The 6,575-nt window shown below is 74.5% G+C and carries 4 protein-coding genes and 2 pseudogenes; 2 read left to right on the plus strand and 4 right to left on the minus strand.

What is annotated here, in order from left to right:
- Positions 1-85: 85 nt before the first annotated feature.
- Positions 86-1,771, minus strand: coding sequence for a P-loop domain-containing protein (locus HCN56_RS22285; RefSeq protein ID WP_312871371.1), 1,686 nt, complete (start codon positions 1,769-1,771; stop codon positions 86-88).
- 721 nt (positions 1,772-2,492) lie between these two features.
- Between HCN56_RS22285 and HCN56_RS22290 the strand changes: the two genes are divergently transcribed.
- On the plus strand, positions 2,493-2,825 hold the full coding sequence (locus HCN56_RS22290) for a helix-turn-helix domain-containing protein (protein ID WP_167973944.1): 333 nt from the start codon (positions 2,493-2,495) through the stop codon (positions 2,823-2,825).
- 152 nt (positions 2,826-2,977) lie between these two features.
- Here HCN56_RS22290 and HCN56_RS22295 read toward each other — a convergent pair whose 3' ends face one another.
- The 3 genes and pseudogenes from HCN56_RS22295 to HCN56_RS26710 form a co-directional block, all read right to left on the minus strand.
- Positions 2,978-3,571, minus strand: coding sequence for an HAD family hydrolase (locus HCN56_RS22295; RefSeq protein WP_312871372.1), 594 nt, complete (start codon positions 3,569-3,571; stop codon positions 2,978-2,980).
- A 167-nt stretch (positions 3,572-3,738) separates the two neighbouring features.
- Positions 3,739-4,625 (minus strand): annotated as a pseudogene (locus HCN56_RS26705) (ABC transporter permease).
- A gap of 48 nt (positions 4,626-4,673) precedes the next feature.
- A pseudogene (locus HCN56_RS26710) lies at positions 4,674-5,442 on the minus strand (ATP-binding cassette domain-containing protein); the annotation flags it as partial.
- A 271-nt stretch (positions 5,443-5,713) separates the two neighbouring features.
- Here HCN56_RS26710 and HCN56_RS22310 point away from each other — a divergent pair.
- Positions 5,714-6,511, plus strand: coding sequence for a TetR/AcrR family transcriptional regulator (locus tag HCN56_RS22310; protein ID WP_167973948.1), 798 nt, complete (start codon positions 5,714-5,716; stop codon positions 6,509-6,511).
- The last annotated feature ends 64 nt before the right edge of the window (positions 6,512-6,575 follow it).

A 6,575-nucleotide genomic window follows, 5' to 3' on the forward strand; every position in this document is an offset into this window, starting at 1 on the left:
TGCCGGACCGGACCGGCACGCCCCGGCGGGACGCTCGGGCTGCCACTTCGCCCGGGCAGGCGGTGCGCCCGGGCGGCCGGGCCGGTCAGGCGGGCGGCGCGGCGATCCGCAGGGAGCGCAGCCGGTTGAGCGCGGCGGCGACCTCGTGGCGGCGCGGGACCGCGAAGTCCTCGTCACGGACGGCGAGCAGCGTCGCGGTGGTGAGGCCGTCGTGCTCCTCCAGGCGGTCCAGCGCCTCGGCCAGCGTGCGGTGGCCGTCGAGGTGGCCGCCGCGCAGCAACTCCTGGAGGGCGAGCCCGACGCCGGCCACCTGGCGGCTGTCCGCGAGCTGGGCGACCGCCCGCAGGTCGATGTCGTCCTCGCCGTAGCTGAGGGTGTCCGCGCCCCGGGCGCGCACCTTCGGCCTGCCGCGCACCGCGGGGTCCAGGGAGTCGGGGACGGGCACCCGGTGGGTGACCGCGGGAAACCGGTCGGCCTCGGTGGTGCGGCCGGTCGGGACGTCCGCCACCAGCCGGCGGGCGCGGGTGGTGACGTCGGCGGGCCGGTAGGCGTCCATCAGCAGCACCCGGTCGGCGACCTCCATGTAGTCGCCCGACCCGCCCATCACCAGCACCGTGGAGACGCCGTGGTCGCGATGGAGGGAGCCGACGAGGTCCACGAAGGGGGTGAGCGGCTCGCGGTCGGCGGCGACCAGTGCCTGCATCCGGGCGTCGCGGATCATCAGGTTGGTCGCAGCGGTGTCCTCGTCGATCAGCAGGACCCGGGCGCCGGTCTCCACGGCCTCGCACAGCGACGCCGCCTGCGAGGTGGAGCCGGAGGCGTTGTCGGTGGAGAAGTCGGTGGTGTCCGCGCCGGTGGGCAGGTTGTCGACGAAGGCGTGGACGTCCACCCGCGCCACGCGACGGCCGTCCTCCGCCCGCACCTTGACGGTGTCGGCGCGTGCGACGACCAACTCCCGCCCGTCGCCGGGCACGTGGTCCCAGATGCCGGACTCCAGCGCCCGCAGCAGCGTGGACTTGCCGTGGAACCCGCCGCCGACGACGAGGGTGACGCCCTCGGGGACGCCCATGCCGCTGACCTCGCCGGCGTGCGGCAGCCGCACGGTGGTGCGCAGTTCGGGCGGCGAGGCGAACGGCACCACCTCCGGCCCCGAGGCAGGCCGGTCGCTGACCCCGCTCCGGCGCGGCAGCACGGCGCCGTCCGCGACGAAGGCGACGAGCCCGAGTTCCTCCAACATGGCCCGCAGGGCCACGGAGTCCTCGACACACGCCGCATGCCGCCGCAGCTCGTCCGGGTCCAGCGCCGGGCCGGTCAGCCGCGCCAGCAGCGCGGGCAGCTGGTCGCAAAGCAGCCGCCGGGCCGCGGGGCCGTCGATCCGGCGGCCGCGTCCGGGCAGTGGGGCGCCCATCCGGAGGGTGACGGCGCCGTCGGGGTCGACCACACATGAGGAGCGGTCCAGCACTTCCTGGCCGCCGCCGTCCACCCGCAGCGGGCCGTCCCCGGCCGCCCGGGCCGCCGTCGCGGCGAGGTGGGCGGCCACGGCGCGGCGGCGGTCGGCGGTCGTCAGCAGCTCGGCCGGTAGCGCGGCGGTCTCCGGTGCCAGCCGTACCGCGAGCCGCGCGGGCGGCGCGAACGGGTCCGCCTGGCCGCGGACGAGCCGGAGCAGCCCACCGCCGTCCAGCTGCCAGAGGCCGGTGAGCCGCTTGTACTGGCCGTAGGGCGCGCCGTCCAAGCCGCGCAGCACGTCGTCGAGGTCCTGCCGTACCCGCACCGGTTGACTCCTTCTCCTCGCAGGGTCGGGTGCCCCAGGGTGCCTCACCATCGCGCTGCGGCGGAGCGGCGGGGCGGCACCGCCGCCCGCCACAGAAAATCTATTGCGGCCGTCGTAGACATTGTGGTGTGGCCGTGATTAAGCTTCTGCCGTATTCGCGATCGAGAAGGCCCGGCAGGGACGGAACTGCCGGGAGCGCAGGACCCGCAGTCGCAGAGCGGCGCGGTGGTGGAGTCTCGAAGCCGGAGCAGTGCGGAGCGGGCGACGGGGCTGACCACCGGGCCGGGCGGCCCGAGGTGTCAGGGGCCGCCGTCAGCAGTACCGGCAGCACGGCTCGGAGCGGTTTCCCGGTGAAGGCGTACGACTGCGGACGCGCGCACCGGGCACGCAGCGCAGACCCGCGCGGCGAGCCGGACAGACGAACCAGAGGGAAAGAACGGAGGAGCAGGCGCCCCATCAGGATCGCCCGGACGGATGTACCGAGTCCGGGTACCGCAGGACATCCGATAGTGAGGTGGTCTCCGGTCGAGCAACCGCGATCCCCGCGCATCCGACGCTGCACAGGTCGGTTCCGCGGAAACACAGGGCCGACGCCCGGACAGGGTCGGCAGATGGTGTAGCAGTTCCTTCGGGGCCCGGGTGCACAGCACCCGGGCCCCTCCAGCGCGTTCCCGGCGAATCCGGCGTGCTTTCCAGATCCGCAGATCCACAGAGAGGTGTCATGACGGCGAACGACTCCAACGGGCGTCTCGACGACGACGACTACCCCGCCTACACGATGGGCCGGGCGGCGGAGATAGTCGGCACCACCCAGGGGTTCCTGCGGGCGATCGGCGAGGCCCGCCTGATCACTCCGCTGCGCTCCGCGGGTGGTCACCGCCGCTACTCGCGCTACCAGCTGCGCATCGCCGCCCGGGCTCGGGAACTGGTCGACCAGGGAACCCCGATCGAGGCCGCCTGCCGCATCATCGTCCTTGAGGACCAGCTGGAGGAGGCCCTGCGCATCAACGCCCGCCACGAGGCCGGCGCCGGCCCTCCGGAAGTGAACCGGTAGCCACCGGCCCGGCCGGCGCCCGGCCGGGGTCTCCCCCGGCCGCCCCACCCCGCTCGGCCACCGCCCGCCTCCGCGGCGAGCCCGCGGGCGGGCGGGACTCGCGGCCCGGGGCGCGTGCGCGCCCGCGGCGCAGGGTGGGGAGAGCGGGCCGGTCAGCCCGCGGCGAGGCGCCCGTCGATGGCGGCAATGGTCTGCGCGGTGTCCCGGAAGTGCACGGTGTGGAAGCCGAGCGCGCTGGCGGCCTCGACACAGGCGGCGTTGTCGTCCACGAAGACGGTCTCCTCCGGGGAGACACCCAGCCGCTCGCAGCTGAGGCGGTAGATCCGGGGGTCCGGCTTGGCCATGCCGACCTCGTGGGAGTAGACGAGGTCGTCCACGAGCTGCTCGAAGCCGTAGCGGCTCTGCTCCCGCTCGCGGCAGCCGACGAAGCTGTTGCTGAGGATGCCGGTGCGGTAACGGGGCCGCAACCCGCGTGCGTAGCTGCACAGTTCGGTATTGAGTGTGCCGAGGTACTCGGTCCAGACGTCGCTCATCAGCGAGGCGACGATGACCTGGTCGATACCGAGTCGCTCGCCGAGCGCGCGGTTGACGCCGTCCTCGGTGAGGGTGCCGTCACTGCCTCCGCGCCACACGTCGCCGGCGAGCCGGTTGAGCTCACCGGCGGGCAGGCCGAGGCGCCGCTCCCACTTGTCGGTGACCCCGAGGGACGGGGTGAACTCCAGGACTCCCCCGATGTCGAAGACCACAGCCCGGACCGGGGCGGTGCGCCTGGCCCGCCGTGCATAGCGCCGCATACGTCCCAGGACGCGACGGGGATGCGTGGTGGTTCCCGATGTCCGCCGCCGCCCCCCGGACGGCCCAGCGCGGGGGCGCGCCGGGGCGGGGCGGGGACGGGGCGAGCGCGCCGCGCCGGTCAGTCCGCGAGGCGCTGGAAGCGGCGGACGGCGAGCGGGAGGAAGACCGGGGTGATCAGCAGCTGCCACAGCGACGCCATCAGCAGCGCGTGGGACTCCACCCAGCTCCCACCGTGGGGCACGGGGTTGCCGAAGAGCTCCCGGACGGCGGACGCTGTGGCCGAGACGGGGTTCCACATCGCGATGGTGCCGAGGACGTCCGGCATGAGGTGGGGCGGGGTGAAGACGCTGGAGACCATTCCGAAGGGGAAGGCCACGGCGAAGAGGTTGCTGGCGGTCTCGTTGTTCTTGGCGAACGGCCCGAGGAAGACGCCGACCCAGATGAGCGCGAACCGCAGCCACAACAGCAGGCCGAAAGCTGCCAGCACGGCGAGGGGCCGGCGTCGGTGCGCCGGCCGACGGCGAGCGCGATCAGCGCGATGATCACCAGGTCGAAGGCGGCGTGCACGATGTCCGCCAGCCCCCGGCCGGTGACGACGGCCGACGGGGCCATCGGCATCGAGCGGAACCGGTCGGTGATGCCGCGGTCGCGGTCGACGACCACCGCGACCGCCGTGTTCATGAAACCGAAGGCCATCGTCATGGCGAAGAGGCCGGGCAGCGCGAACTGCTTGAAGTCGATTCCCTCACCCACCTGCATGGCACTGCCGAAGACGAAGACGAACAGCAGCACGGAGACGATGGGGAAGCCCAGCTGCCAGAGCAGCAGGGTGGGTTGGCGCACCAGGTGGGTGAAATCCCGGCGCCCCATGGTGAGGCAGTCGAGCACGGCCCAGCGGACGCGGGCGCGGGGTCCGTCGTCGTCCGGCGCGATCGGCGCGGACGCGAAGGGCCGCGGCGCGGTGGTCGCGGTCGAGGCGGTGGGGGTGGTCGCGGTGGTGGTCATCGGTCCGTCGCCTCCCGGTGGACTGCGCCGGTGGTCGCTGGACGCGGCGCCGTCGGCGACCCGGGCGACGACGGCGCGGGCGACGGGCAGGTCGGCGGGGTCGGCCAGCACGACCTCGACCCGGTCGCCGCCGACGGCGCGCTTGAGGCCGGCGGGGGTGTCCTCGGTGACGTTGCGTCCCCGGTCGACGAGGGCGATCCGGTCGGAGAGCCGGTCGGCCTCGTCGAGGTAGTGGGTGGTGAGGAGGACGGTGGTGCCGCCCGCGGCGAGGGCGCGGACGGCGTCGCGCACCTCCAGTCGGCCGCGGGGGTCGAGGCCGGTGGTCGGCTCGTCGAGGAAGAGGACGTCCGGGGCGAGGATCATGCCGGCCGCCAGGTCGAGCCGGCGGGCATGCCGCCGCTGAAACCGCGGGGGGCGCGGTCGGCGGCCTCGGTGAGGCCGAACGCGTCGAGGAGTTCGTCGGCGCGGCGGCGGGCGGTGCGGGCGTCCAGGTGGAAGAGGCGGCCGAACATCACCAGGTTCTGCCGGGCGGTGAGGACCTCGTCCACGGCGGCGTGCTGCCCGGCCAGGCCGATCCGGCGCCGGGCGCGGCGGGGGTCGGCGACGACGTCGCAGCCGCCGACGCGGGCGGTGCCGCTGTCGGGCCGGGTGAGGGTGGCCGGCACGCGGACGGTGGTGGTCCTGCCGGCACCGTTGGGGCCGAGCAGGCCGAGACCGTACCCCGGCGCACCTGGAGGTCGAGGCCGTCCAGGGCCTGGTTGTCGCCGTGGCGCTTGCGGAGGCCCACGGCCTCCACCACATGGTCGGTCCCCGTCATCGTCCGTCCCTCCACCTCGGCAGCGGGCGCGCCGCGACCCAACCGGGTACGGCGTACTCATTGGACTGCCCATTACTGCGTACGGGGCACCCTGAAGCCAATGCGTGCGGCGTACGCGGTAAAGAACCGATCGAGCGAACCCCCGCCGACCAGCGGTTTCACGCGGCGAGCGCCCCGGCGCGCCCGCCGGGGCGCGGCAGGCGGGACCGGGCGGCGAGCGGTACCGGACGCCTTACACTCGGCAGCACGACGACCAGAGCAGGCGGCGATCATGACGACCGAGCACAGCGGCAGCGGCAACATCAGCCGCTCGATGGAACTGCTCTGGCACGGGAAGGAGCCGGCCGGGCGCGGACCGCGCCCCGGCATGACCCTGCGGGAGATCGTCCGCGCGGCCGTCGAGCTGACGGACCGGGAGGGGCTGGCGGCGCTCTCGATGCGGCGGGTCGCCGCCGAGCTGGGCGTCGGCACCATGTCGCTCTACCGGTACGTCCCCGGCAAGGGCGAGCTGCTCGACCTCATGCTCGACCACGTCCTCGGCACCCGCGAGGACGAGGACCCGCCCTCGGGTGACCGCTGGCGCGAGGGGCTGGAGCGGGCCGCGCACCACAGCTGGGACCACTACCTGGCCCACCCCTGGCTGCTCCAGGTCAACCAGTCCCGCCCGGTCCTCGGCCCGAACGCCCTGGCGTCGACCGACCGGCTGCTCGCCATGCTCGACGGACTCGGGCTGACCGACCGCGAACGGGTGGCGCTGCTGATCAACCTGGACGCCTTCGTCGCGGGGAGCGCCCGTACCCACGTCCTCCAGCTGCAGGCCGCCACCGAGTCCGGGGTCACCGACGAGGAGTTCTGGGCGGCGCAACTGCCCGTCGTCCGGGAGGCGGTGACCAGCGGCGCCTACCCGCAGCTGGCGGTGCTGGACGAGCACGGCTTCGCCGTGGGCGGCCGGGAGGCGATGGAACTCGGCCTGCGGGCGCTGCTCGACGGCTTCGCCCTCTTCATCGACGCCCGTCGCGACGGGGACGCGCCCCCCCGGGGCGCGGGCCGGGAACCGACCGGGGCGTGACGGCGCCGCGGGCCGGCCGGCGCCCCGTGGTGGCGGCGCAGGAACAGGAGGAGGGCGACCGGGG

It is taken from the genome of Streptomyces lonarensis, assembly GCF_012033735.1.
Lineage (GTDB): Bacteria > Actinomycetota > Actinomycetes > Streptomycetales > Streptomycetaceae > Streptomyces > Streptomyces lonarensis.

Coding starts and splice junctions, on each gene's coding strand:
- HCN56_RS22310 (WP_167973948.1), top strand. CDS start 5,714: ATGACGACCGAGCACAGCGGCAGCGGCAACATCAGCCGCTCGATGGAA.
- HCN56_RS22290 (WP_167973944.1), top strand. CDS start 2,493: ATGACGGCGAACGACTCCAACGGGCGTCTCGACGACGACGACTACCCC.